This window comes from Thalassotalea coralli, assembly GCF_055786205.1.
The window spans coordinates 672,121-696,272 of record NZ_JBVVBK010000001.1 but is presented as its reverse complement, the minus strand read 5'-3'; the positions used below and the strand labels follow the sequence as shown (position 1 = coordinate 696,272).

Sequence of the window (24,152 nt, the reverse complement as noted above, 5' to 3'; positions counted from 1 at the left end):
CTGCTGTGTTTAAAATTAGCTAACATCATATAAATTAAAGGATTAATGTGTCTTCCCTCGTACAAAAAGTTTTTTCAAAGAAACGGTTTTATATCCCTGCAATCTTTATTCTCATTTATGTTTTACTGCGTGCAATAACGCTTTTTCAGCATAAAAACATAACACTGCCTGGCGAGTATTTTACCTTCCAAGACAAACAAGTAAGATATGTGTGTAAAGGACAAGGTGCGCCATATGTGTTCTTTGAAACAGGATTTGGCTCTGACTCTGAAGTCACTTGGTCTGCAATAGTACAAGAGCTACCGAAAAACTTTACTGCTTGTTACTACGACAGATTAGGTCATGGTGGTAGCGACGATGTACCCACGACATTTTCAACTGATGAAAAAGCCTTATTGCAAGAATCCCTTATCCAACATGTAGCAGGAAACGAGTCTGTGATATTAGTTGCCCATTCATATGGCGGTATTATTGCTCGAAGAACCGTTGCACGTGGCAACTTAAACTTATCAGCTTTGATTTTGTTGGACTCTGCTCACGAGAACCAACACGAAGTCATGCGAGGCAAACTCGATCCAATCCAAGACTCTGTAAAATTATGGCATTACGCCGATGCAACATTTGGCATTTCAGCTATCAAGAACATCTTTACCACTTATGAATCCCCTACCTCACAACGACTAAGTCAGTATTACACTAGCTTTAGCTATGCGCATGTACTTTCTACCTATCGTAATGAAAAAGGTTTTTACACACCATTAGAAGACTTTAATTATGATTTCGGCAATTTAAAAATGCTGGTGTTAAGCCATGACAAGCAAGCCTATGCGAACAACCCTCGCTTTGCAGCTGTCGTAGATGACTGGGAAAAAATGCAAAAAAGCATCGCTAAGCTATCTAATAATTCAGAACGCATTATAGTTAAGGGAGCGACTCACAATATTCCAGGAGATGCACCTAAAACCGTGATATCAACTATCGTAGAAACCGTATCACTCGCGTCTAGCAATAGCTAGGCACGAGTAAGATTTAGCTCTCGCGAAAGAGTCAAACTTAGGCGTTAATATTTAACGAACGCATCTCATCTTTAGTTTGACTCTCTAGCTCTTCCATCGTTTTACCATGAGGTGTTGGTAGCTTAGTTTCAGGGTCAACTTTTACAAAGACGATATCTTCTGCCAAACAAATCGTCTTCTTAGTTTTTTTATTGCGCACCATACAAGAAACAGTAATGGAAGTTTTACCTATTTTGGTGGTTTCTAAACCGAACTCAACTACATCACCTTGCATTGCCGGTGCTTCAAATGTAATTTCACCGATATGCTTGGTCACTAAGTAATTTGTTTCGAGCTGACAAATCGCGTAAATGGCCGCTTCTTCATCAATCCATTGTAAAGCGCGTCCACCAAATAATGACAAGCCATAGTTTAAATCGCTTGGCATTACCAAACGTCGTGATAAGAATCTCATGATAATTTCTCAAGTATCTCGAATCTTTTAGATTCAGTTATTGAAAGTAGTTAGTTAACCTAGCTAACTACCTGAGGTGTATGTCTTTTAACGATAATTATAGCAAGTAAACAATTACTTATATGCATCTAATTTATGATTTAACGACTTTTTCACTAACGGCCATTCAGTATTTAAGATTGAAAATACTACTGTGTCTCGAATCGAGCCATCTGGACTTATTTGATGGTTTCTTAGCACGCCATCTTGCTTAGCCCCTAACCTTGCGATGGCAGCTCGAGATTTATGGTTGAACCAATGTGTTCTAAATTCTACTGCTATGGCTTCCATTTGTTCAAATGCCAAGCCAAGCATTAATAACTTGCATTCGGTATTAACTGAAGTACGTTGAAAGCTTTTACTGTACCAAGTGTATCCTATCTCTACTCTTCTATTTTTCACATCGGCGTTACAAAGGCGCGTTGTCCCTATAATGTTGCCTGTCACCTTTTCAACAACGGCAAACGGTAAACTTGTACCATTCGCTTTAGTTTCAAAAGCCATCGCTAGATAGGCATCCACTTTTTCTTCATTAGGTACGCTAGTAAACCATAACTTCCAAAGTTCTCCATCACTGGCTGCTTTGACAAGCGCATCTCGGTGCTCAGGTACTAATGGAATGAGCTCTACTGTTTCTGATGTTAATTCTGCTAAATAGTTTGGTTGAAGATACTCAACAAGTGCTTTCATTATTCCCTCAAGTCGATAGTATTTTGTAAGTAACGTATAAGCTTGCCAGAGACAAGCCGGTAAAAAATAATGTGAAGATAACGGCAAAAAAGCCCAAACATTTTTGTTTTAAGCGTTGCCACCAGCCAGCGTTGTCATCTAACTGCGTTTTGGGATAAAAGCTGTGAGCTAAAACGAAAAACAATAGCGCCCATAGCCATGCTAACAAGGTCGTATTTAAATACTGTTGTTGAAGTTCAAGGCCTGCTGCCACCAGTAAATAGACGAGAAATAAAAAACAAGCAACACACAATAAGGTTATCAGTGGCCTTATCGGTTGTATCAGCGCTGCAATACGAAAGTAGAAAGACATCATTGTCGATAACTGTTTAAGACTCAAACATTTAATTAAGGCAAAATCTTAAACAGTTATACGCAATATTGCACATTCTTTTTAATTAATCTTGATAAGCTTTTTGTAACTTTTGATAAACATAGTTCACAGCTTTACTGTTATCGAGTAAGGAGTCTTGCCACTTATCTCTTTTTTCAATGCCTGCCGCTGTTAACGTAAAGTGTTGATCAATCTCCACGCCTTTTTCTGACAAGCACTCTTTACTGCAATGTTCTTCGCAACCATCGATTACGATAACTGAAACAGCAGATTCTAATGTCGACATTAACGACTGGTTATCTGCGACAACACCGGAAATATTAGACATCTCAGCTAAGCCGTCTTGGTCTAATGTTAAAGCGATGTCATGTGCCATTCGGCCAACATTAGAGCAGCCCATACAGGCATACACTACGGGTTTAGTCATGGGGTTCCTTAATTAGCAAACACAATGACTTTGCATGCTAACAAAGATAGCCCAGCAAAAAATTGATCTAGATCTAGGGCTTGGCGATATTTAAGATTTAAATAAGATATGAAAAAAGCGTTAAAGCTTTACCAAAAAACAATTGATTGCTGACTTAATATTGGCGATTAAAGTCGACTGTAGCTGGAAGTTCGCCCGAATCTAAATAGCGAACAATATTGCCCGTTACTATTTTACAAGCACTTTGTCTGTTTGTAGGTGCCGAAATATGCGGGAGAACGGTGATTTTCGAGTGCTGCCAATATGGATGTGATTTAGGTAAAGGCTCGATAGCAAACACATCAAGTACTGCATGTTTAACTTGCTCTTGTTCAAGCGCAGATAGCAAATCTTCATCAGAAATTATTGCTCCTCTTGCAAAGTTAATAAGCGACACGCCCTTTTTTAATTGGCTAAAAAGCGTTGAATTGAATAAATGATGTGTTTCATTTGTTAACGGCAACAAACAAACGACAATATCTTGCTGAGCGAGCATTTTAGTTAACGATTCCGTGCCAGAATAACAACTGACACCAGCAACAGTTTTAGCACTTCTACTCCAGCCAGAGACATTAAAACCATTGGCTAGCAATAGCGAGCAAGCTTGTTGGCCAAGCTCTCCTAACCCTAAAACGCCGACATTAACGTCACTTGTCAGCTTTACTTCATGTTGGTGCCAGCTTTGGTCTTTCTGCTGAGCCCGATAGATAGGCATATCGCGAAGTAAATAATAACTCCAAGCAACCACCGCCTGTGCCATAGTCTCTGCCAGCACAGGGTCTACTAATCTTGCTAACTTAAAGTTCGGGGATGGCAGTTCAGCTATCAATTTTTCTACCCCTGCCCATAAGCTATGCGCCCATATTAAATTGGGATAGTTAGCTAATTTCTGTGGGTCAGGGTTAGCAACAATGGCAATGGAAACGTGTGCTTTTTCGCCATCGGTTAATTCGTCATCTCGCACAACATGACACTCTTGTCCCACCGCATTAAACGCACTATTCAGTTCTTGCTGCCAAGCAAGCTGCTGCTCTTCAGCTAACTGGCTAATAAAGGCGATTGTTAGAGCTGTCATCATTTAGCTACTGCCACTAACTTCTATGTTTATTTCTTCAATGACAATTTGCCACGACCCGACGACTTTTTCTCCGGCGTTTCTTGCAGTTTGGGGTTGTTATACCAAATTTTTTCCGCTGGTATTTTTTTAGGCTTGCTCGAATCATCTCGATAAGATTTGGTCTTTCCAGATCCTTTTCCCTTGCCTTTACTTTGACCACGGTTTGACACTTGAATCGCCATCAACAATTTACGCAACACTTGCGATTTACAACGTCGATAGTTTTTGTGCTCAGGTTTACGGAAAAATGCGCTAAGTTCTGAAGCACTTATGGTCATTTCTTGGCTGGCAAGTAGCTCAATAACTTGGTCGCTTGTTAACGAGAAAGCGATTTGTATCTTCTTTAGCACGACATTGTGATTAATTTCGGCATCAACAGGCGGCAACTTACCGTCTTTTTTGCCGCGCTTATTCACGATCAGGCCATTAAGAAAATGTCCTAACATGTCATCTGGCATAGTGTTAAAACCTGGATCTTCATCAGCAGCTAACCATGCTGACACTTGCTGTAGACTAACGGAAATACCCACTTCGTTAAACAAGGCGATCATTTGCTGATCTTTAGCGTTAAGAATATATCTAAGGCGGCGGAAAACATCGTTGTTAGTCAATGGAAGCTCACTATTATGGATTAGTTAAAACCACCGTATTATAAAGGAAATCCGCTGATTGGAGAAATAATTGTGTTAAGTTCTATCAATGCTTAGGCGTGCTGCGGTAGAATCTGCCAACAGTTTTGGCAAAATTAACCCTTTAGATAGTTCAATGAGTAAACGGCATTCACTTCTTCAACCTGTTCTTACTAACCGACGCGGCGAAAAAGCAGATAAGAAATCTTGGCATCAATTACTTGGCTCAAGTTCATCTGTCGCTATATACCAAGCTGCACTGCAAGCAGAACAGCCACTACTGCTCGTTACTCATGACACGCCATCAGCTCTGCGTTATGAACAAGAACTGATGAGTTTAAACAAGGCTCAACTTACTATCTGCCTATTCCCAGATTGGGAAACATTGCCATACGACAGCTTCTCACCACACCAAGATATTATTTCTCAGCGGTTAGCGACCTTATATCAATTGTCGCGATTAGAGAAAGGAATTGTCATTGTCCCTGTTACTACCTTAATGCAACGCTTAGCCCCTAAGAGTTATCTCGACAGCAATAGCTTGCTCATTAAAAAAGGCGATAACAAAGACTTACACCAATTAAGACAAGAACTTGAAGCAAGTGGTTACCGCAATGTTGATCAAGTGATGGAACACGGTGAGTTTTCAGCTCGTGGTGCTATCCTCGATTTATACCCAATGGGAAGTAAAACACCGTTTCGTTTAGACTTTTTCGATGATGAAATTGAAGAAATTCGCCTATTTGATCCTGACAGTCAACGCTCCAGCGATAAAATTCCGGCGATCGATTTATTGCCAGCACATGAATTCCCAACGGACCAAGAAGGGATCAACACCTTTAGGCGACAGTATCGTGAAACCTTTACAGGTGCTATTAATAAAGAGTCAATATACCATCAGGTGAGCGATGGCATCATGCCAGCGGGTATAGAATATTACTTGCCGCTATTTTTCGAGCAAACCAATACCTTGTGTGACTACTTGGCGGCAAACACGCTAGTAATGCTTTCAGGGGATATAGAAAGAACCTGCAATAATCACTGGCAAGATATCGACTATCGATACGAAGACCGCCGCTACGATCCAACGCGTCCTTTATTAGCGCCTAATCAATTATTTTTATCAGCAGAAGAGATATTCTCTGCATTAAAGCCATTTGATCGCATTACCTTATGTCATCGCAAAGGTCATGAACAAGGTGCGCAAACAGTTGATGCAGCGCTGACTGAAAACGAAGAGCAAGCTGTTGGCCGAGGTCAAATTTACTACGATGTACTCCCGCTACCTAACATCGCGGTGGATCATCAATTAAAACAACCCTTTGATCGTTTAAATCAATTTATTGCCGACAAAGAAACACCTCACAAAGTGTTGTTTGTTGCGGAAAGCCAAGGCCGCCGTGAAAGTGTATTAGAACTACTACAACGTAACCAGTTAGCACCTAAAGAGTTTACCTCAATTCAAGAGTTTATTGAGCAAGATGAAGCCATAGGCATTACGGTAAACAGCCTGGCACAAGGTTTTAGTTTTCAAGTAAAAGGCGCTAGCGCGCGCAATGCTATTGCCTTGGTAACGGAAACGGAATTACTGGGTGATCATGTTCGCCAAACGAGGCGTCGTAACAAGCAACAAGATGCTCAAAACGATGCCATCTTTAAAAACTTAGCCGAGCTTAGCATAGGCCAACCCGTTGTCCATATCGAGCACGGCATCGGTCGTTACTTAGGCTTACAAACGATAGAAAACGGCGGCTTAAAAACAGAGTTTTTAACCCTAAGTTATGCCAACGATGCCAAACTTTATGTACCGGTAGCTTCATTACACCTGATATCTCGTTATTCAGGGACAGAAGCAGAAAATGCACCTTTACATAAACTTGGCAACGATACTTGGAGCAAAGCGAAGAAAAAGGCCGCAGAAAAGGTTAAAGACGTTGCCGCCGAACTTTTAGATATTTACGCCAAACGTGCTGCCAATAAAGGCCACCAATTTAAGCGAGATAAAGACGATTATCGCGCGTTCTCTGACAGCTTTGGTTTTGAAGAAACCTTAGACCAAGAGCAAGCAATTCATGCCGTCGTTAGTGATATGCTCTCTGAAAAAACCATGGACAGACTGGTTTGTGGTGACGTTGGCTTTGGTAAAACTGAAGTTGCAATGCGTGCAGCATTTGTTGCTGTTAACGACGGAAAACAAGTGGCAGTGCTGGTTCCAACTACCCTACTAGCACAGCAACATTATGAAAATTTTAAAGACCGCTTTGCAAACTGGCCCGTTACCATTGAAGTGCTTTCTCGCTTTAAAACAGCAAAACAACAAAATGAAGTGATTGCCAAAGTAGAGTCTGGTCAGGTAGACATTTTAATTGGTACTCACAAGCTTTTACAAAATACCATTAAATATCATGACTTAGGTTTACTTATCGTTGATGAAGAGCACAGATTTGGTGTAAAACAAAAAGACCAAATTAAGAAGCTTCGCGCCAACGTAGATATCCTAACCTTAACTGCGACACCAATCCCGAGAACATTAAACATGGCAATGGGTGGGATGCGTGATTTGTCTATTATTGCCACGCCACCTGCGAAACGCCTTGCCGTTAAAACCTTTGTTCGCCAGCGCGATAACGCATTGATTAAGGAATCTATTTTACGTGAAATCCTCCGTGGTGGTCAGGTGTACTTCTTGCACAATAACGTCGACACCATAGAAAAAACCGCACAAGAACTTAGTGAACTTATTCCCGAAGCAAAAGTAGTCGTTGCACATGGTCAAATGCGCGAGCGTGAGCTTGAACGCATTATGAGTGACTTTTATCATCAGCGCTTTAACGTGCTTGTTTGTACTACCATTGTGGAAACAGGTATCGACGTACCAAGTGCAAATACCATTATCATGGACAGAGCTGACAATTTAGGATTAGCGCAGCTTCACCAATTACGTGGCCGTGTTGGACGTTCACACCACCAAGCTTATGCTTACTTGCTAACACCGCACGAAAAGCGCATGACCAAAGATGCCAAAAAGCGTCTTGATGCTATCGCCTCCCTAGAAGATTTAGGTGCAGGCTTTACCTTAGCAACCCACGATCTAGAAATTCGAGGTGCCGGTGAACTATTAGGTGAAGAGCAAAGCGGCTCAATGACCCAAGTAGGCTTTAGCTTATACATGGACATGTTAGATCACGCGGTTAATGCCCTGAAGCAAGGTAAGCAACCTTCTTTAGACCAAGTATTGGCCACGCAAACTGAAGTAGATTTGCGCATTCCCGCTTTATTGCCAGACGACTATATTTTCGATGTCAGCTTGCGTTTAAGCCTATACAAGCGGATCGCCAGTGCAAAATCAAAAGAAGCTTTAGACGACATTCAAGTGGAGCTAATAGATCGCTTTGGTTTATTACCGCAAGCAACGAAAAATTTAATTCATATTGCAAAGCTTCGTCTGAAAGCTCAAGCAATAGGCATTGCTCGTATTGATGCGAGTGCCGCGAGTGGAGCTATCGAATTTAGTGACGATACACAAGTAGACCCTAGAGACATTATTGACCTTATCCAAAGCCAACCAAGTGTCTATAAAATGGAAGGGGCAAACAAACTTAAGTTCGTCAAAGCAAACGAAGAGGCAGCTGCCCGTGTTACCTTTGTTTCGGGGTTAATTTCCCAGCTAGGTAAAAATCGTCATTAACAGTAGTGAGATTTAACGGTATGATGCTCATAGCAATTTTGTCGCAATTTGTGGAAGTTGAATGAAAACCAAGTTAGGGTCAAAGTTAGGATCTACTTTAGGGTCATTAGTCACTGGTGCTGTACTCTGTTTCAGTACTCAAAGCTTTGATGCTCAGGCTAACACTAAAAGTAGATGGTCTGGCGACTGGTTTGAAATTGAAGTTATCGTGTTAGCGCACCTTAACGATAAAAACAAAGTACACGAAAAGTTCGACCCTACTCCACTTTCTATCCCCAGAAATGTTAGAGATCTGCTAGCTGGATATTTACAGCCCGATATTGCAACACTTAAACAGCAGTTACCTAATTGTAAGGATCCCGTATATCCGCCAACGCCTATTGAGCGAGGCGCGATATTGCCGTATATGTTGGCAAATTTAACGGCTGAGGAAATATCTTCGCTGCCGTTAACCGATGAATTGTACTTAAGACTAGAAGGTGAGCATCAAGCCAAACTGGATGAAATCGCCCAACAACAGGCACTAATAGCAAACCAAGAATCTAGTTTATCTTTAGCAGCAAGCGATTCAGAAGATGACTTTTTCGATCGGGTAACACCTGAAAATGTGCGCTTATCTGATACCAAACAAGACCCACAAAATAACAATCAAGAATCGACTGACTTTAGTCAACAAGCAACAAATAACTCTCCTATCAATACATTAGGAGATGCTAATAGTGACGGTTCAATAGCGACCTTAAATCAAGTTAACCAGTCTGACACACTGATAGAAGAGCAATTAACCGAAGAACAACTAGCCGAAATCAATAGCTTGGTATTACAAGCTGAGCAAGCCTTCCCAGAGCTGCCTTTTGCTTATAATCACTTACAACAGAAAATAGCAAAAACTTGGTGTGCTATTTCTGAGGAAGAGTTTATTGCATTAAATGCTAACCCTGAGCTTTATTCTTACCTTGGTTATAATGTTGATGAAATGCCAACGCGCATAGACAATGCCGAAGACCTTTATGCGTCAGTTCCTTATTTAATTAGCAAAGACTCTCTCAAGCTCGCCGATATCTTCAGAAAAATGCGCCTAAGTAAGCACTTCAGGCCGATGTTGCACTTTGGTTGGCGACAACAGGTTTTTGAAGAGAATAGAGCAATTCCAATGCGATTATATGCAGGCGATAACCTTGCACTTAATTACTTAGTAGAACAAAGCCAGTTTGAAGAAGAACAACAGCAAGCTTTAGAGCAAGAGCGCATATTACAAGAAGCACTGCAACTTTCTTTAGATAGCGAAAGTGCAACAGAACTAGACAGCGAGCAAGCGACAGAAAAAGAACAGGCCTTTGCTATACGCGTGCAGGATTTGATCGAACAGGTTGAGCAAATCAACCCACAAACTCCTATAGAACAAGTGACTGTGCAAGCTCAGCCATTAACCACGGCAAGTAATCAACTGATGTTCGACAAAGCCCCTATTGAGCCATTACAACCATGGTTTATCGACGGGCTACTCAAAGTTTATTTAGTCGGTAATTACTTGCATGTCGACGCAGATGTATCTGTTGTTGATAAAACTCTCGCAGAACAAGCGACACATAAGTTAACGTTTAATGATGCACCACAGTTACAGACTGTAAGACTGACGCAAAGCCGCCGAATGATCAGCCGGGAAACCCACTTTTTTGATCATCCATACATGGGTATTGTTGTGCAAATTAGACGTCATCACAGGCCAAAACCAAAAGAAACATTAGATTCAGAAGTAGAATAAAAGAGATTTTTATGGATAAAGAAATTGAAATTCAAGCTGCGGTATTCCGTCGCCTTTTACGCCATTTAGACAGCCGAAAAGACGTGCAAAACATTGAGTTAATGAATCTTGCAGGTTTTTGTCGTAACTGCTTTTCTAAATGGACAGTTGCAGAAGCCGAAAAGCTAGGTGTTGAAGTTGATATTGATGATGCGCGCCAGCAAGTTTATGGTATGCCGTATCAAGAGTGGAAAGAAAAGTACCAAAAGCCAGCGACACCAGAGCAGCTTGCTAAGTTTGAAGAATTAAATAAGAAGTAATATTTCAAGCTCTTTCGAACACACGAAAATACATAACTATTTTTACACAGAGTGGCTTCAAACTAAGCATCGTAAAGCAATCTCAACGTGCTTTGTGAACAACCACTCTGTTAATCATTAAAGACTAAAGATTAAACCCTTCAATGTAATGTTCTGCCACCTTATCAACAAATTGAATTGGTAAAGCACCTATCAAGTTAGTTAGCGCAACGATAGACACACCATCATCTGGATATACGATCATAGTAACCGCATTGCCTCCACTCGCACTGATCGCTTTATGATTTGCTCGGTCTATTGTTTGCCAGCCCATAGCATAACCATTTTCGTATTGATTAAACCCACCAGTTTTTCCAGTGTTTAATACAACTGGTGTCCATAGTAAATCGAGATTATTTACAAGCTTTCCCGATTGAAGCGCGATAATATACTGTGCAAGTTCACGAGCGGTAGAGCTCATACCTGCAGCAGTCCTCAATAAATAGGGAAATTCACCATAAAAATTTCTGTATTTATTGTTTCCAACATAGAAATACTGTCGCGCTTGATTAGGAATGGCGAATTCTAAATAATCAAACCCTGCATTTTCAGTAAGTTTCATTCCTGCGGCTTTAAATTGTTTTTGAGCGATGAAGTCAGGGAAACCATTTTCAACGTATTTATCAATAATTTTGCCGATAGCCGCGTACCCTGTCTGATTGTAATCAAACCTTGTATTTGATTCGTATCTAAACGGGAGCTTTTGCACTTTTTCCCATGAAGCATCTGGATCACCTACAACAATTAGGTCAACTAAACGACCACTTAAAATCTTAGGTAGGCCTGACGTATGAGCCATTAAGTGCTTAATTTTTAGTGGCTTCCATTTTTCAGGTAAACCAGATAAATGTTTACCTATAGGGTCATCAAGTGACAGCAAACCTTGTTCAACTAGCTGAACGAGGGCGACGCCAGTAAAGGCTTTGGTCATTGAATTAATAGGAAACACCGTTTCACTTGTTACTTCGATGCTATCTTGTAAATTAGAGTAACCGTAATTACCTTCCTTAATGATCTTACCGTCTTTGATAACCGCTAACTGCAAGCCGGGTATATTTCGCTCTGCCATCAGTTGCTTGATAAGTTTATCTGTTTTATCGGCGAGCGCTGATTTAGAAAAGCTCGAACTAACTAAAAATAAAGCTATCAGAATTATATTCAGCAAAGAATACTTAGTGTTATACATCAAATGTTCCTTATACTCTTTTTCATTTGGAATTAATGTGGTCTGTGATTATTTATCGTGTTTTTTATGGCAGCTCACTCATGATGTAACTGCCCAAAAAAATGGCCGGTAAGAATAGGTGACATTCGCACAAAAGCCAATTATTTTTTATTATATTAAACAAATCCTTATGATGATTTAGGGGGACATATTTAGTTAAATTCTAATAACAAACAGTATTGTTATACGAGCTTAACTCGGCCGTTTGAGATAATATGTCTAATAAGCTTGCGGGTTTTCTGGTTTTGTTAACGCTTTTTCTCGGAAGATAAAGATTGAACCCAAACTGCCCCAGCCTCATTCCCTTTCTCGTCATGGTTTGGCGAGCCTGCAACGACAACATCATTAGATAGTCCGATATTCCAACCGAATCTATCATCAGGTTGGCTATGTTTAGCGACGAATTTAGCCGAATACTGCCATTTATTCGTATTTTTTTGATAAACATAAATTGCGCCCGTATCTTTACCATTTGCGTCATGGTTCATCGCACTAATAATCGCAGTATCGCCACTTAATGCAACGCCACGCCCAAACCTATCATCGGCCTGACCATCGGGTGCTATTAGTTTCTTATGCTGTTTCCAGCTTCCATTGTTTCGAACAAAAAAATAAGCCGCGCCCGCATCTATTCCGTGTTTATTATCATCACGCCTCGCCGAGATAAGTATGGAATCACCAGAAATAGCCACTCTCACGCCAAAAATATCGGTATCGCTAGCATCTTCCGCCATCAACTTGGCTTCTTGTCGCCACAGGTTATCTTTTAAAACATAAGTATAAACAGCACCCGCATTGTCAGCTTTGGCATCATGTAAATCAGCGCCAATCACAATGGTATCGCCATCGATAGCGGCGCTTATACCAAACAAGTCACCAGCCATACCATCATTTGCCGTTATTTTAGTTTGATAAACCCAGGTATCGCCTTTCCTTTCATATATATAAGCAGCACCTGAATCATTCCCCTTTGAATCATTTCTTGGTGCGCCTATAACCAGATGATTTTCGGTTAAGGCGATACTTTGTCCAAACGCATCTCCGGATTTCGCATCTGGTGCTGTAAATATATGCTTTTGGCGCCAAACGTTTAATTGCCTCTCGAAAAAGACTACAGCACCAGAGTCTTTTCCCTTATCATCTCGCCTCATCACGCCTAGCATCGCCATGTCTCCTTTCAAGGCGACTTTCCCCCCTAAGGTATCGTCAGCAAATGCGGGAGTAGCTACAAGTTTAGCTTGCTGCTGCCAAAGATTGTCCTCCAATACATAAACATAGGCTGCACCAGCATCTGTAACTTCACCAACATCTACTTTAAACGCCCCCACTAAAGCGGTATTACCATCAATGGCAACGCCATAGCCAAATGAGTCCCCTACTTTGCCATCGTTTGCTAACAGAAGTTGTTGCTGTGCCCAACCACTAACACAAAATAAGGCTGCTGCTACACACAATCCTTTTTTAATCTTTGTTATAAGTTTCATTAGTTTCCTTTATTAAATGCTTTGAAATGGCTTATAAAAATATATGATCACCCTTTACGTAACTGCCAATACTATTGAAGCAAGCCGGTAATATCGTAGTAATGTATCGTTACCATACGCTCAGTAGTGATAAACGCCCAGTCCCACTCTTTAGTAAAGCGGCTAAGCGGATTTAATTCTTGAATTTCTCGTAAATCAAGACCTTGTTCGACTAGTAATTTTATAATTTGGTGAGTCTCACTAAGCATCCTAATCGTTGCTTTTAAATCAGTTATGGTGGCTATAGGCCCGTGGCCAGCGATAATTTTAGTCTCTTCGTTAGCTACTGCTAATATATTTTCAATACCTTTAATCACCCCTTTTACAGAGCCACCATTGTCTATATCGATAAATGGAAAGCGTTTATTAAATACCAGATCCCCTGCGTGAATAACGTTAGCTTCTTTAAACACGACAAAGATATCGCTGTTTGTATGAGCATTTGGCGTGTGGTACAGCTCAATACTTTGGCCATTCATGTTAATTGACGTACCATCGCTAATATCAACTGTCGGGTAATACTCAGCCGTAAACTTTGGTGCTTTACGGCCGAGAGCCTTCAATGCTTTGGGGTTAGCAAGGTAACGTTTTACATTAGGATGAGCCATAATCACCGAGCCTCGCTTCTTAAAATAAGCGTTTCCCCTAACGTGATCCCGATGAAAATGCGTATTTAAAATTAAATTTACTTCCTGATTACCAGACAACGACTTTTGCGCATTATCAATAAACTCGGCTAGATGTTCCATTTGCGTATCCACCATGAATACACCATCCTTACCGACTAACACCGCGACATTGCCTGAAAGATCTGTTCTGATCTCATATAGGTTATCACCAAGATCAGTAACTTTAAGCGTTATATCACTATTGTCGTCGTGGATTGGTAGGCTGTTTTGAGCAATTTGATTATGCGCGTTTGCAAAACAACACCAACACCCAATGGCAAGTAATTGTATTAATTTACCCATTTTCTAAGATCTCACATTTACTTTCTAAGTGCTTGTTTCTGAAACCATCTTAATGGGCAATTAAAGCTAAATATAATTTTAAAATGATATCTTATTCATTTCAAAAAATGATGAATCAATTAAAATGACAGGTCATACATAAAGATATATGATGAATAAAAATACTGATTCAGGATAATAATAGTGCGCCCTCATGAACTTAAGTTATTAGTTATCTTTGATGTGATAATGACGGAAAAATCGATCACTCAGGCGGCTGAACAACTATCGATGACCCAACCCGCAGTATCAAATGCGGTGGCAAAAATGCGAGTACTATGGAAAGACAAACTCTTCGTACCTGACGGCAGAAAAATTCAACCCACTAGCTTCGCCGAAAACCTATGGAGTAAAGTACGAGACTCTTTACACAATATTAATCAAGCCATCGAACCAGAAGAGTTCGAGGCAGCAAATGCTCGTAGGACTTTTAGAGTTGCGTTGCCTGACATCGCGCTCGATACACTTTGGTTACCATTAAGGAAGTTATTTGAAAAAGAAGCTCCCGGCTTAAATCTGCATGCGGTGCCTTATACAATTGCCAATACCAAATCTATGTTAGATGGCGCCGAAGTTGACCTAGTTATAGGCCAAAGTAATCGCTCACTTGAAAACATTTGCATTGAGCACCTCTTCGATACCAGTTATGTCTGCGTGATGCGAAAAGATCATCCGCTTTCAAAACAAGCCCTCACTGTGGAAACATTCTCACTTGCAGAGCATTTATTAGTTTCACTTTCCGGTGATATTGCAAACCCAACTGATCAAGCCTTACAACAACTGGGGTTAACTCGACGAATAGCTTTTACAGTAAATAAGTTTTCTTCTGCAATCCCAATTATCAAAGACACAAATCTTATTGCTATTTTACCGACAGACCTAGTTCACAGTCATGTGGCGAGTGGTGAACTAGCGATAACACATCCCCCTGTTGATATCCCTCATTCGTCTATCTCAATGTTGTGGCATAAACGACAAAATGCCGATAAAGGCTTACATTGGCTGCGCCAGCACGTAAAGCGAATCTTCATTGAACGTAGAACAGATCAAGTGGAAGAAGTGTTGAAATTTATAGGAGACTAATTATTAACTTACAAGCCTAAATCACTATAGTGTCCTTCAAGGCTACAGACATTTACCCGTCGTTAGCCAAGTGGCCATTATATCTTGGATGGTGCGCTTCAACTCCGCTGACCCCGAATCTGACATATCATTGTGTCTAGCTTCAGGAATTTTAACTATACAGCCATTAAACTCGTTAAGTTCTCTATTTGTATATAACACGCCGTCATCTGCTGGATAATCGCTTGCTCGAATCGATAATACGCGGATGGCTTTGTTTCTAGGCAGCGGTACTCGTCTGTGGTCTAGTGTAATGACCTGCTCTACATAGGTAGGTGCCTCATTAGCTAGCCATGATGAAATGTCACCACCATTAGAATGCCCCACTAAAGTTATCCTATTAAAGTCAGCATTTGAATACTTTTTAGCTAAAACCTCTCGAACAAATTTAAGAGATACGGTTCCGCGTTGCCAGTTTTCAGCTCGAGTTTCAAACAAGTTACCAGTCACCGATAACGGTGGATCTTGTTCGAGCTCGTGAGCAATCGACACGACAAAGTAACCTTGTGCTAATAGCGCTTTTTCTAAAAAAGAGTATTCGGTATGAGCAACCCCGTAGCCAGCGCTAATAAGCGCGACAGGACATTTAATATTTAATGTACACTTAACTTTAGCTGGAGCAGAAACTGCAATTGGAATTGTTCTATTTCTCTGTTGATCAAATACACTATTTTTAGCACTGATGACTCTTGCTTTAACACTATCTGATACCGACATGGATATAAGTGTTATAGCGATTATTAAAACTGTTAAATACTTTTCTTTGATCATACAAAACTCGGCAGTTTTTTCATTATATCGACTCTGAACTTGGATGAGGTGAGTCAGCCAGTTTAATACCACCGCTTTTCGCGGTTTTTCGCCACCAAGACGCCAAGATCGAACTATTAATATTCATTACAGGACCGAAAATAGCTGGGGCAATACCCATAGTGGCCGTTTTCCCCATTTCTACGGCGATGCCTGATGCTAAGCCAGAGTTTTGCATTCCCACTTCAAAGGCAATCGCGCGAGCAGATGCTTCATCCATTTTCACTAATTTAGCGACTAAATAACCCAGTGCTAAACCGAATATGTTTTGTAACGCGACTATTAAAATAATGGCGAAACCTAAGCTAAGTAAGTTGTCGCGGCCAGCCGCAATAATAATAGCGATAATTACCACTATGCCAACCATAGAAACGATAGGCATGGCTTTATCAATAATGGTAAACTTTCCATGCAGAAAATGATTAAATACCAGCCCCGCTAGCACGGGAAAGATAACAATTTTTGTAATACTCCAGAACATAGCAACTGCGTCTAATGGAATATACTCACCTGCCAACCATGTCATTAGAAGTGGTGTAACAAATGGCGCTAACAATGTTGAAAAGGCGGTTAAAGACAGTGATAACGCTAAGTTTGCCCCTGATATATAAGCCATTACGTTAGAGGCTAATCCACCCGGCGCACAGCCCACTAGAATAATTCCTGCCGCAATCTCTGGTGGTAACCCAGAGACAATGGCCATGGACATACCGATAAATGGCATAATGGTAAACTGACAAATTAACCCTACCGCAATACCTTTTGGCATTTTAGCAACACGTTTAAAATCATCGATTCCTACGGATGTTCCCATACCAAACATGATGATCATAAGAAGAGGCACGATTAATCCGGTTAACTTAAAGTCTCCAACCATAGTAAACATTTGTGGAAATGCCAGCGCCAGTGCGACAGCAATAAATATCGATATTGTAAATGCGGTGTTTTTAAGCATGGCTTGAAAGATCTTTTTTTAGTAGTTAACTTTTATTTTTTTATCAGTTAGTTATTAGCTAGTTAGCTTCATTGTTTTCAATAAAAATGCACACGGTTCGAATTGTCACCTACTTTTTACTCATAGTGGCTATCGAGTCAAAATCTTCAACATCCACTTCAACTTCACGTGCTCTAAAAAAACGGACGAAGCGCTTAGGGTACATAAAATACCCTTTATATCGGCATATTTTTCTTCGAAGTATATTAAAAGTAAGTAGTGATAAATAAGACAAATAAAATACAGGAAGTGAGCCCCAAAAAGTACTCTCTAAAACCTTCATGCCGATAAAATAAAGCGCAATTCCAGCAAGTAAAGAAAGTAATTTGTGCTTACCGTACCCCGGATATTGATGAAATTGAAAGTTATCAATTCGATTTAAATACCAGTTGCCGGTTTTACTCCCTGTTTGATTCTGGTATTTGGGTTCGCGAAAGTCTTTAGAAACCATAAGCTCGCTCCTGTAAAACTAAGCCTGACCTTCTAGTTTATTCACTAAGTTTGCGACCCGTTTACCTAAATATCGCGCAGTCGCTAAATCAATTTCATTCACTGTACCATCGCTTGATTGAGCAACAACACCTAGCTGACATCCTAATCGGTTCAAGCCAAGATCTTTACCTCCGCGAGGTAAATCGAGCCCAACCCAATACATGCCATGTTGATTCGCCAGAGTAATTAGATACTGTAAACTACTGGCCTGATCACCATTCAATGCACTACCACTAGTAAATCCGGCAGCAACTTTATTAGACCAAAATTGATCTGACCAATAGTCACTACTTGCGTCGGCAAACGATTTAAATTGCGCAGAAACGCCGCCCATATAAGTAGGAGACCCCATGATGATGGCATCACAGCTTTTTAATGTGTCAAACAGAGCGGGATTGACGAACCGCCCGTCAATAATTTCCTTTCCTTCAATCTTATGATCTACGATGTTATTGACACCACTTTCTTGAAGACCAGTTATAACAGCCTGCGCAAGCTGACCTGTCACATCTGTTTTAGTAAAATATACAACGGCAACCTTTGGCAATGCATTTTCCTCTAGGTAACTTTGACTTTAACTAACATAATACAGACCAAACGCTTAGCTGCAAGGATGGCTTGTCTATGAAATAAAGTAACTTTAGCGGCTAATTACACGTCCCTGTTTTAATTCAAGGTCACATGGCGCTTCAAATTTAGGCTCAATAAAATTAAACATCATATCTGTCACTTCAAACGCATAAAGTTCAGGGTCTTTACTTACATTGCGCTCTTTTACTCGCTGCTTACGTACGTCAACAGGCACATCTAAAAAGTGTAATTCCGTATCAAAGCTCAGTTCGTTGGCTTTTGTAGTAAAGTGTTCTCTCTGCGCTTTAGTGGTGAAACCAAGATCGAGAATAACGGTACCATTAAGGCTGAGTATTTGCTGACTCACATCCCAAATTTGTTCGTAACAGCGATACACCCTTTCCATCATCCAAGAGAAATCTAGAGACCTCATGTCTTTTGCATACAAAGTTTGCATCCACGGATCGATTGAAAACCTTACCGCCCCAACTTCTTTAGCAAGTGAAATTGAATAAGTGGTTTTCCCCGCCCCCGTTGAGCCACACACTAAAATTAATTTTGCCATAGCCTAACATCCAATGTTGAATTAAAAATGAAAGAACCATCATACCGATATAACAAAAAAACGCAGCTAAACCACTGCGTTTTTTAATTAATTCTTACAATTTGTATTTATCTAACTTTTGTTAATACTGGCGAGCATTACACTAAAGAGTATTCACTTATATATTGTGGCGAGTGAGTAATTTCGCGTAAAGCCAAATACAGCATAATGCGAGTAGCATTAACGCTATAGCACTCGGCTCAGGTACGTCAGTAGGGTTACGTATCTGAACTCCTTCCCATACATCACCAACACCATTGTTGCTAAAGTAAATTCTGACTGAGCTAACACTAAAAACTCCTGAATTTTTAATAACAGTGACATAAAATTGCTCGGTAACAGGAACAAACGCCAAAGAGTTACCAAATCCAAACCCTTGAACATCATCCATATTAACGTGCATATCCAGTACTTCAGCTAGCTCGCTGCCACCAGGCAAAGCGCCAATCAATAGATCAAATGAATCACCAATATCCATAAAGTTAGGGGCAAAATAGAAATGTGGTCCATTGGCTTCAGCGCCAACAAAATCGACTTCAGGTATTGCAGCATTATCAAACTCGAAAATTAAGTTTGCATGAGCGTTAATACTCGACATAGACAATAAACAAAGAACTAAAAGCAATCTAAATTTTAGACGAATATGCTGCTTAAACTCGTCATTAATATATTGGTTAATAAATTGATTTAAATAGTACATTAGATTTATAACTCCGCTTTATAAAAGGTTAGCAACTCATCGAATGAGTAACTCTAAAAACAGAGTAATAATGAAAGTATTCGTGGTAAAATTAATAATTCTAATCAGGTTATTAATTAAACTTTAATACTTTAAAAAACAAAGTATTAAATGAGTTTTAAGCAATTAATTTTTTAAAGATATCTCAGGGCGTTTTGTTGCAGCTGCTCAATAATCTGCTTTTGTAAGCTAGAAAGGTATCTATTCTTAATAAAGCACAACACGACAGGGCTTTTAAATTCCTGCTGATGGTTGATAACGTCAAAGCTTTGTTCTTGCTTAAGCATGTGCGCCGATACTATCGCTTCGCCAAATCCCATTCGCACACCATCAATAATGCCGTAAACGTCGTCATAAAAACCACGATCAAACTCAAAATCTGTTTTTCCTTGCGCTGCAAAGAAATTAAATGTAGTCATGTCGTGAACATCGTGATCTAAGAAACAAGGAGGCTCAGGTCGGTAATCTTGTGCTTTGTTTCGAATGTGTACAAGAGTTTCTTCACCTAACTTAATCGACTCTATGTCAGGGTCTTCAATAACTTTATCAGTAACGATAAAGTCGACCTCTCCAGCCACCAAAAGCGGCAGTAACTCCCGTAATTCACGAGAATAAAACTCTGCTTTTAATTGATGCGGAGAATTAATCAGCGGGATCAAAGAAGGCATTATCACTGAACGCATTACTGAACTAAATGCCCCTATACGCACGATACCATTTGCAAGGGCACTGCGACCGGAAATGTTATTAAGTACATCTTGCTCTCTCGTTTGAAGATCAGATGCGTACTCTAATAAAATTTTACCTTGTTCCGTTAACCCAATTCCCTCTTTACCTCGAATAAGAAGTTTACTGCCTACCTCTTGCTCAATTTTAAGCACACGTTGAGATAATGCCGACTGAGTAATACACAAAGTATCTGCAGCCTTACTAAAGCTTTTATCCATTGCCACTTGGTAGAAAGCATTTAGCCTGTCGGTGTTTAATCTCATCATAAGCGTATCTGCCTTATTTGACTGCACTTTTTGTGTCGATAAGTAAAATATACGCTAATTATTTTTTAAGGGGAAAGTAAATTGATTGATAGGCTAAAATGCATATGATAAGTCAATAAAAGGGGCGAAAAAATGAAATATAAAAAGCACTTTAAAGCCCCAGGCGTGACCTTGTGGTCTACAGGAGTTTACTCCCCCGCTTGCTTGCGGCGTGAAGCAATGTCTTTTTGCATTTCTGCTGCTAGCGCTTGAATTTTAGGCATAAAGTCTTGCAATAATTGCTGTGACATCGCGGTTGAGTCCTGCATGACTAATGGCATTTTTTTCACAAATGTTTGACCAATATCAGACTGATAAAAGGCAATAAGTCCTTGGATTTCTTCTTCGGTGAAGCGGTTAACGTATATCTCAACCATTGGTGCCTTTAACTTATCCCAACCCATTTCTTGTTTTAGTAGAGTTGAAACTTTCTTCATATAGCCGTTAAACGCAGGGCGCTCTTTTTCTGATATCCCCATTTGCTTAGACATGCCTTCAAACATGCCGGTGATTTGATCGTAGGTGGCGTCCATCATTTTAGACGTTTCAGTTAGTTCTAGTAACTTTTCAACGGATGCAGTTGAAGCTTTGTCTGAAGCTGAAACACTAAAAGCAAGGCAAAGGCTGAAGGTTAAAGTAAATAGCTTTTTCATTATTAATCCTTTATTGAGGTTGTATTTTGAGTTCATTAATCCTAACAAACAACAAAAGGTTAACACTCATAGCAGATGCAAACCAACTTAATCACCATCATAATCCCCATATAAAATTCACAACAATTCTATTAACACCGAGTTACATTCATCGGCAATGGCAAAAAGCGCCCGTGCAACTCCCCCTTAATCCCAAATAAATCACTTTGACTTCAAGTCATGAAACTCAAAAAGCTATCCAGCTCTTATTATGAGTACCAACATTAGCGGAAACTATTCTGGAACGATGCAATGTATCAACCAGTGTATTTATTTATATTCTCGTAATTATCTAATACACCACCTTGGTATTTTATGTGATAACATGTCTATTTTATATTGCATGCCAACATCATTACAGCGTAATAATGTTGGCATAAGCATTTGTTATATTGAGCTTTTAAACATTACCTACTTGACAGTCATTACGGAAATGTTCTGAATCGTTTACACCAGCAAATAACTTATGATTATTAGTTTTAAGATTTATAGCTGAATTGCGAATTTTAATTTGGTATAATGTATTCAATATAACTTTTAGACAAAGGAAATATAATGGAAACAAATAGTACAGATTGGCGTTATACCGTTATGCCAGCCGTGTTTACATGGTTAAAAGAGACAGAATCAGGCCTTGAAATTGATCTTGCTACAACACAAAAGTACGCAGCAGACATTTTAAGAGTTCAAGGTAAAGGCGGCACTAGAATGGGTGGTCTTGTTGGTTCAGGTACTCTGGGTGAGAACAGCTACCTTAGCTCTGAACAACGTCTTTCTTTACTTGGTGCTCTTTCTGAGGTTGCTAAAGAATTCAATGTTCCATTAATCAGCGGTGCTGCTGCCGAAACTAAAGAAGAACTTGCCAAAATCGTTACTGAATTGGCGAAAGTTGGTGTAGATACAGTAATGGTTATGCCACCGAAAACTGCAGAAGCACCTTCTGATGAAGAAATGTATGCTTACTATGAGCTATCTGCAACAGCAGCTAGAGAAGCAGGCGTTACCATTATGCCTTACAACAACCCTGATGCGGCTGGTTATCATGCGCTTTCTACAGAGCTTCTTAAGAAACTTGCAGCGCTTCCAGAAGTAACGGCTCTGAAAATTTCTACAACAGACGTTTCAATTATCGAAACACTAATGTTAGAAGACAAAGATTTAAAGATCTTAGCAGGTGTTGATACTGTTACTGTACACGCTGGCCTTGCTGGTGCATGTGGTGGTATTACAGGTGTAGGCTGCATTTTCCCTAAAGCTAGTGTGACAATGCAAGAGTACGTTAATGAAGGAAACTTTGCTGAAGCTAACAAAATTTCTCAAGCAATGAACTCTATTTCATACCTTGATGCCCAGCCATTACTTCTAGAATACCTTAAGTTCGCTTTTGGCATTCACCACAACGACGACAATGGCGGCCTTCGTACACTTGGTAAGAAACTAACACAAGCACAAATCGACGATGTTCGCGCAAGATATGTTCTTGCAAAAGAAAGACTTGAAGCTTTAGGTTTAGCTGAGTAACTCTTTCGAATTTTGAAAAAGAAAAAGCCCCGTTTTTGCGGGGCTTTTTTGTTAGTTTCGCACAGTAATTTACATCTAAAACAGCCTGTAAAGCCTAAATTTTAATTTGAATCGCTTGGCGCACTTGGCGTCTGTCTTTTTCTGCTCGCGATTCTAGCCAGCGGCCACGCGCTTTTTCTTGTTGACGGCGATCATCACCTGAACGGCGTTCTTCACCCTGCCAACTTTCACTGTTTTCTGGCTGGTGTTGAACAGCAACGTCAGTTTCTTGTTCAGCAAAGGCTTTTAGGGCTTTCGCTGATTGGCGTGATTTCGGATGTTGTGATTGTTGCTTGCGATCTTTTGCTGCGTTTTCAGTTTTGTTTAAATAAGATGGCGGCAAAAGCTCTGCCAATACGTCCATTATCTTATACCTAAATTAGCGTTGTTGTCGTTATGTTCTGTTTAATTTATCGTCACCTAAAAGAATAACTTTAATAAAAATTGCTTGTTTTTTATCACTTTTATGCATAACAACTTTTTGAGCTGATTCAAGTAAAACTTTTTATCTCTTCTGGGGTTAGGTATCGCCATTCACCAATAGGCAGTTCGTCTAAGCTTACATCGCCTATTTGTTCCCTATGCAAGCCAACTACTTTATTGCCTACTGCAGCAAACATTCGCTTAACTTGATGGTACTTACCTTCAGTAATGGTTAACAATACCTCTCTTGCTTCGATTTGTTCAAGTTTGGCAGGTCTAGTTAAATTCTTCTCGCCTTGAAGCTGAACACCTTGTTCAAACTTTTCTGCGACATCTGCAGCCAAATCGTCTCTTAGCCATACGCGATAACGTTTTGGACATACTTTTTTAGGAGAAATAATATTATGTGACCATCTACCATCATCGGTTATTAACACTAAGCCAGTAGTATCAGCATCTAATCGCCCGGCTATATGAAGATCAAACGCTTTATCTACATCAATATAATGTAGCACTGACGGATATATTTCATCGACATTAGAGCAAATAGTGTCTTGAGGTTTATGCAACATAATATAACGTGATTCACGTGCTGTTAACGGATAGCCATCAAACAAAATCTCATTATTTTCATGTACCTGAGTAGCAGGGTCTTTAATGACTTCACCGTTTACTTTCACTAACCCCATTTTTAGAGACTTTTTAGCTTCACTTCTAGTGAGTTCGGTACTTTTACAAATAAACTTGTCTAATCGCATTTTTCTAACTTAATGATTTTA

At 40.0% G+C, this 24,152-nt stretch carries 25 protein-coding genes; 6 read left to right on the top strand and 19 right to left on the bottom strand.

From position 1 onward, the window contains the following. Positions 1 to 47: 47 nt before the first annotated feature. Positions 48 to 1,016 carry an alpha/beta fold hydrolase gene (locus ACOB80_RS03130; protein WP_473164340.1) on the top strand — a complete coding sequence of 323 codons (969 nt, stop codon included), beginning with the start codon at positions 48 to 50 and terminating at the stop codon, positions 1,014 to 1,016. 37 nt (positions 1,017 to 1,053) lie between these two features. Here the strand turns inward: ACOB80_RS03130 and ACOB80_RS03125 are convergent, their stop codons facing one another. The 6 genes from ACOB80_RS03125 to ACOB80_RS03100 form a co-directional block, all read right to left on the bottom strand. Next, positions 1,054 to 1,470 carry an acyl-CoA thioesterase gene (locus ACOB80_RS03125; protein ID WP_473164339.1) on the bottom strand — a complete coding sequence of 139 codons (417 nt, stop codon included), beginning with the start codon at positions 1,468 to 1,470 and terminating at the stop codon, positions 1,054 to 1,056. A 114-nt stretch (positions 1,471 to 1,584) separates the two neighbouring features. Beyond that, on the bottom strand, positions 1,585 to 2,199 hold the full coding sequence (locus tag ACOB80_RS03120) for a GNAT family N-acetyltransferase (protein WP_473164338.1): 615 nt from the start codon (positions 2,197 to 2,199) through the stop codon (positions 1,585 to 1,587). Between the two features lie 7 nt (positions 2,200 to 2,206). Further along, positions 2,207 to 2,554: a hypothetical protein gene (locus ACOB80_RS03115; protein ID WP_473164337.1), complete on the bottom strand. Its 348-nt coding sequence runs from the start codon at positions 2,552 to 2,554 to the stop codon at positions 2,207 to 2,209. An 82-nt stretch (positions 2,555 to 2,636) separates the two neighbouring features. Next, positions 2,637 to 2,999, bottom strand: a complete 363-nt coding sequence (locus tag ACOB80_RS03110; protein WP_473164336.1) for a putative zinc-binding protein — start codon at positions 2,997 to 2,999, stop codon at positions 2,637 to 2,639. Between the two features lie 154 nt (positions 3,000 to 3,153). After that, positions 3,154 to 4,116 (bottom strand): 2-hydroxyacid dehydrogenase, encoded by a 963-nt coding sequence (locus tag ACOB80_RS03105; RefSeq protein ID WP_473164335.1) that lies wholly within the window; start codon positions 4,114 to 4,116, stop codon positions 3,154 to 3,156. 26 nt (positions 4,117 to 4,142) lie between these two features. Continuing rightward, complete coding sequence (locus ACOB80_RS03100; RefSeq protein WP_473164334.1) at positions 4,143 to 4,766, bottom strand: YehS family protein; 624 nt, start codon at positions 4,764 to 4,766, stop codon at positions 4,143 to 4,145. A gap of 154 nt (positions 4,767 to 4,920) precedes the next feature. On the opposite strand from ACOB80_RS03100, the gene mfd reads away from it, so the two are divergent. The 3 genes from mfd to ACOB80_RS03085 all read left to right on the top strand — a co-directional run bounded on the left by mfd (position 4,921) and on the right by ACOB80_RS03085 (position 10,536). Then, positions 4,921 to 8,472 (top strand): transcription-repair coupling factor, encoded by a 3,552-nt coding sequence (gene mfd, locus ACOB80_RS03095; protein WP_473164785.1) that lies wholly within the window; start codon positions 4,921 to 4,923, stop codon positions 8,470 to 8,472. 61 nt (positions 8,473 to 8,533) lie between these two features. Further along, positions 8,534 to 10,237 carry a CsiV family protein gene (locus ACOB80_RS03090; protein ID WP_473164333.1) on the top strand — a complete coding sequence of 568 codons (1,704 nt, stop codon included), beginning with the start codon at positions 8,534 to 8,536 and terminating at the stop codon, positions 10,235 to 10,237. Between the two features lie 11 nt (positions 10,238 to 10,248). Next, a complete protein-coding gene (locus ACOB80_RS03085; protein WP_473164332.1) occupies positions 10,249 to 10,536 on the top strand; it encodes a DUF1244 domain-containing protein in 288 nt (95 codons plus the stop codon). Positions 10,537 to 10,660: 124 nt separating this feature from the next. On the opposite strand, the gene ACOB80_RS03080 is transcribed toward ACOB80_RS03085, so the two are convergent. The 3 genes from ACOB80_RS03080 to ACOB80_RS03070 form a co-directional block, all read right to left on the bottom strand. Further along, positions 10,661 to 11,761: a serine hydrolase domain-containing protein gene (locus ACOB80_RS03080; RefSeq protein ID WP_473164331.1), complete on the bottom strand. Its 1,101-nt coding sequence runs from the start codon at positions 11,759 to 11,761 to the stop codon at positions 10,661 to 10,663. Between the two features lie 287 nt (positions 11,762 to 12,048). Then, positions 12,049 to 13,284 carry an FG-GAP repeat protein gene (locus tag ACOB80_RS03075; RefSeq protein ID WP_473164330.1) on the bottom strand — a complete coding sequence of 412 codons (1,236 nt, stop codon included), beginning with the start codon at positions 13,282 to 13,284 and terminating at the stop codon, positions 12,049 to 12,051. Between the two features lie 71 nt (positions 13,285 to 13,355). Continuing rightward, complete coding sequence (locus ACOB80_RS03070; RefSeq protein ID WP_473164329.1) at positions 13,356 to 14,294, bottom strand: MBL fold metallo-hydrolase; 939 nt, start codon at positions 14,292 to 14,294, stop codon at positions 13,356 to 13,358. Between the two features lie 183 nt (positions 14,295 to 14,477). Here ACOB80_RS03070 and ACOB80_RS03065 point away from each other — a divergent pair, with 183 nt between their 5' ends. Next, a complete protein-coding gene (locus tag ACOB80_RS03065) occupies positions 14,478 to 15,416 on the top strand; it encodes a LysR family transcriptional regulator (protein WP_473164328.1) in 939 nt (312 codons plus the stop codon). A 42-nt stretch (positions 15,417 to 15,458) separates the two neighbouring features. On the opposite strand, the gene ACOB80_RS03060 is transcribed toward ACOB80_RS03065, so the two are convergent. The 8 genes from ACOB80_RS03060 to ACOB80_RS03025 all read right to left on the bottom strand — a co-directional run bounded on the left by ACOB80_RS03060 (position 15,459) and on the right by ACOB80_RS03025 (position 21,351). Continuing rightward, positions 15,459 to 16,226: an alpha/beta hydrolase gene (locus ACOB80_RS03060; RefSeq protein ID WP_473164327.1), complete on the bottom strand. Its 768-nt coding sequence runs from the start codon at positions 16,224 to 16,226 to the stop codon at positions 15,459 to 15,461. 22 nt (positions 16,227 to 16,248) lie between these two features. Then, positions 16,249 to 17,220, bottom strand: a complete 972-nt coding sequence (locus ACOB80_RS03055) for a bile acid:sodium symporter family protein (RefSeq protein WP_473164326.1) — start codon at positions 17,218 to 17,220, stop codon at positions 16,249 to 16,251. A 109-nt stretch (positions 17,221 to 17,329) separates the two neighbouring features. After that, positions 17,330 to 17,710 (bottom strand): hypothetical protein, encoded by a 381-nt coding sequence (locus ACOB80_RS03050; RefSeq protein ID WP_473164325.1) that lies wholly within the window; start codon positions 17,708 to 17,710, stop codon positions 17,330 to 17,332. Between the two features lie 18 nt (positions 17,711 to 17,728). Then, on the bottom strand, positions 17,729 to 18,298 hold the full coding sequence (locus ACOB80_RS03045) for a flavodoxin family protein (RefSeq protein ID WP_473164324.1): 570 nt from the start codon (positions 18,296 to 18,298) through the stop codon (positions 17,729 to 17,731). Between the two features lie 93 nt (positions 18,299 to 18,391). Then, positions 18,392 to 18,886 (bottom strand): P-loop nucleotide/nucleoside kinase family protein, encoded by a 495-nt coding sequence (locus ACOB80_RS03040; RefSeq protein WP_473164323.1) that lies wholly within the window; start codon positions 18,884 to 18,886, stop codon positions 18,392 to 18,394. 157 nt (positions 18,887 to 19,043) lie between these two features. Continuing rightward, entirely contained in the window at positions 19,044 to 19,625 is a 582-nt protein-coding gene (locus ACOB80_RS03035) for a PEP-CTERM sorting domain-containing protein (RefSeq protein WP_473164322.1), read from the bottom strand. Positions 19,626 to 19,798: 173 nt separating this feature from the next. Then, positions 19,799 to 20,659 (bottom strand): LysR family transcriptional regulator, encoded by an 861-nt coding sequence (locus ACOB80_RS03030; protein ID WP_473164321.1) that lies wholly within the window; start codon positions 20,657 to 20,659, stop codon positions 19,799 to 19,801. 188 nt (positions 20,660 to 20,847) lie between these two features. After that, positions 20,848 to 21,351 carry a DUF2059 domain-containing protein gene (locus ACOB80_RS03025; RefSeq protein ID WP_473164320.1) on the bottom strand — a complete coding sequence of 168 codons (504 nt, stop codon included), beginning with the start codon at positions 21,349 to 21,351 and terminating at the stop codon, positions 20,848 to 20,850. 594 nt (positions 21,352 to 21,945) lie between these two features. Here ACOB80_RS03025 and ACOB80_RS03020 point away from each other — a divergent pair. Further along, positions 21,946 to 22,911 carry a dihydrodipicolinate synthase family protein gene (locus ACOB80_RS03020; RefSeq protein ID WP_473164319.1) on the top strand — a complete coding sequence of 322 codons (966 nt, stop codon included), beginning with the start codon at positions 21,946 to 21,948 and terminating at the stop codon, positions 22,909 to 22,911. A 94-nt stretch (positions 22,912 to 23,005) separates the two neighbouring features. On the opposite strand, the gene ACOB80_RS03015 is transcribed toward ACOB80_RS03020, so the two are convergent. Further along, the gene (locus ACOB80_RS03015) at positions 23,006 to 23,314 is read right to left on the bottom strand and encodes a hypothetical protein (protein ID WP_473164318.1); all 309 of its coding nucleotides are present in this window, start codon (positions 23,312 to 23,314) and stop codon (positions 23,006 to 23,008) included. Positions 23,315 to 23,441: 127 nt separating this feature from the next. Further along, a complete protein-coding gene (gene rsuA / locus ACOB80_RS03010) occupies positions 23,442 to 24,131 on the bottom strand; it encodes a 16S rRNA pseudouridine(516) synthase RsuA (protein ID WP_473164317.1) in 690 nt (229 codons plus the stop codon). Between the last annotated feature and the right edge of the window lie 21 nt (positions 24,132 to 24,152).

Coding starts and splice junctions, on each gene's coding strand:
- ACOB80_RS03125 (WP_473164339.1), bottom strand. CDS start 1,470: ATGAGATTCTTATCACGACGTTTGGTAATGCCAAGCGATTTAAACTAT.
- ACOB80_RS03120 (WP_473164338.1), bottom strand. CDS start 2,199: ATGAAAGCACTTGTTGAGTATCTTCAACCAAACTATTTAGCAGAATTA.
- ACOB80_RS03115 (WP_473164337.1), bottom strand. CDS start 2,554: ATGATGTCTTTCTACTTTCGTATTGCAGCGCTGATACAACCGATAAGG.
- ACOB80_RS03110 (WP_473164336.1), bottom strand. CDS start 2,999: ATGACTAAACCCGTAGTGTATGCCTGTATGGGCTGCTCTAATGTTGGC.
- ACOB80_RS03105 (WP_473164335.1), bottom strand. CDS start 4,116: ATGATGACAGCTCTAACAATCGCCTTTATTAGCCAGTTAGCTGAAGAG.
- mfd (WP_473164785.1), top strand. CDS start 4,921: ATGAGTAAACGGCATTCACTTCTTCAACCTGTTCTTACTAACCGACGC.
- ACOB80_RS03090 (WP_473164333.1), top strand. CDS start 8,534: ATGAAAACCAAGTTAGGGTCAAAGTTAGGATCTACTTTAGGGTCATTA.
- ACOB80_RS03085 (WP_473164332.1), top strand. CDS start 10,249: ATGGATAAAGAAATTGAAATTCAAGCTGCGGTATTCCGTCGCCTTTTA.
- ACOB80_RS03080 (WP_473164331.1), bottom strand. CDS start 11,761: ATGTATAACACTAAGTATTCTTTGCTGAATATAATTCTGATAGCTTTA.
- ACOB80_RS03075 (WP_473164330.1), bottom strand. CDS start 13,284: ATGAAACTTATAACAAAGATTAAAAAAGGATTGTGTGTAGCAGCAGCC.
- ACOB80_RS03070 (WP_473164329.1), bottom strand. CDS start 14,294: ATGGGTAAATTAATACAATTACTTGCCATTGGGTGTTGGTGTTGTTTT.
- ACOB80_RS03060 (WP_473164327.1), bottom strand. CDS start 16,226: ATGATCAAAGAAAAGTATTTAACAGTTTTAATAATCGCTATAACACTT.
- ACOB80_RS03055 (WP_473164326.1), bottom strand. CDS start 17,220: ATGCTTAAAAACACCGCATTTACAATATCGATATTTATTGCTGTCGCA.
- ACOB80_RS03050 (WP_473164325.1), bottom strand. CDS start 17,710: ATGGTTTCTAAAGACTTTCGCGAACCCAAATACCAGAATCAAACAGGG.
- ACOB80_RS03040 (WP_473164323.1), bottom strand. CDS start 18,886: ATGGCAAAATTAATTTTAGTGTGTGGCTCAACGGGGGCGGGGAAAACC.
- ACOB80_RS03035 (WP_473164322.1), bottom strand. CDS start 19,625: ATGTACTATTTAAATCAATTTATTAACCAATATATTAATGACGAGTTT.
- ACOB80_RS03030 (WP_473164321.1), bottom strand. CDS start 20,659: ATGATGAGATTAAACACCGACAGGCTAAATGCTTTCTACCAAGTGGCA.
- ACOB80_RS03025 (WP_473164320.1), bottom strand. CDS start 21,351: ATGAAAAAGCTATTTACTTTAACCTTCAGCCTTTGCCTTGCTTTTAGT.
- ACOB80_RS03020 (WP_473164319.1), top strand. CDS start 21,946: ATGGAAACAAATAGTACAGATTGGCGTTATACCGTTATGCCAGCCGTG.
- ACOB80_RS03015 (WP_473164318.1), bottom strand. CDS start 23,314: ATGGACGTATTGGCAGAGCTTTTGCCGCCATCTTATTTAAACAAAACT.
- rsuA (WP_473164317.1), bottom strand. CDS start 24,131: ATGCGATTAGACAAGTTTATTTGTAAAAGTACCGAACTCACTAGAAGT.